At 36.4% G+C, this 910-nt stretch carries 1 pseudogene; it reads right to left on the reverse strand.

Annotation, left to right across the window (positions count from 1 at the left end):
* A pseudogene (locus tag ACS8FC_RS15620) lies at window positions 1–412 on the reverse strand (acetyl-CoA C-acetyltransferase); the annotation flags it as partial.
* Between the last annotated feature and the right edge of the window lie 498 nt (window positions 413–910).

Below are 910 nucleotides of genomic sequence, written 5' to 3' on the forward strand. Positions count from 1 at the left end.
ATGAACCGTTAGAGCGCGCGAATGGAATACGGTTACCACCTATGATTGCCACACGATTCTGGTTTGAGGCATGTTTGGTCTTACTCGCTTTTTTAGCAGCAGTCGCTGGTTTTTTAGCTGCTGTGGTTTCTACTTTTTCATCATCTGATTTTTTGCTAGTGGTGTCTTTAGTCTCTGAGCCTTTAGTATCAGTTTCTTTAGCTTCAGATTTTTTAGTAGCTGGCGCTTCTTTTTTTGTGTTGTCAGCTTGTGTGCTATCAGCCTTGGTATCATTAGCCTTAGTATCAGCTTTAATGTCAGCAGTTTTAGTAGGTTCATTGTTTTCAGCGGTTTCTTGTGGTTTCGCATCGCTGGCTTTAACAACAGTACTTTCGACAACTGGACTATCAGGGTGGTTGTTTTTATTACTCATAATATTATCCTTAAAAAGTATGGGCAGAAAAATTGAAGGGTAAACATAAAAAAAGTGGCAAAGTCATGTTAAGCAAAAATCAAATATTATCATTTATCACCTAGTATCGCTGTGTATGATAAGTCGTTTCGTGCTCGTTTAATGTATATCTTTAGCAAACGATGTGTCGCTTGTATAAGTTCAATGACAGCTTTAAGCGTATTGGTTAAGGCGCTAATAGACTGGCGAGTACCAACGAGTATCAGATAGTAGCATTGCATAACGATACGTTTGATAATATATTGTTATCAATAATTATGTTTGCCATAACTTATAGGTCAGATTTTAACATGTTATGATGGTCAGTAAGTTGGTAAAAAGTCGTCAGCTTGTATACTGACTTGTTTACAGATTGTTGTAGACATTGTCTGTTTTTGGACATGTTTCTAATGGCAGTGTATAGTTAGGCTAGTTTTAAGATGATTTACCAAATATCAATAATTACAATGTTGATGAGTC

It is taken from the genome of Psychrobacter sp. 1Y4, from assembly GCF_051847555.1.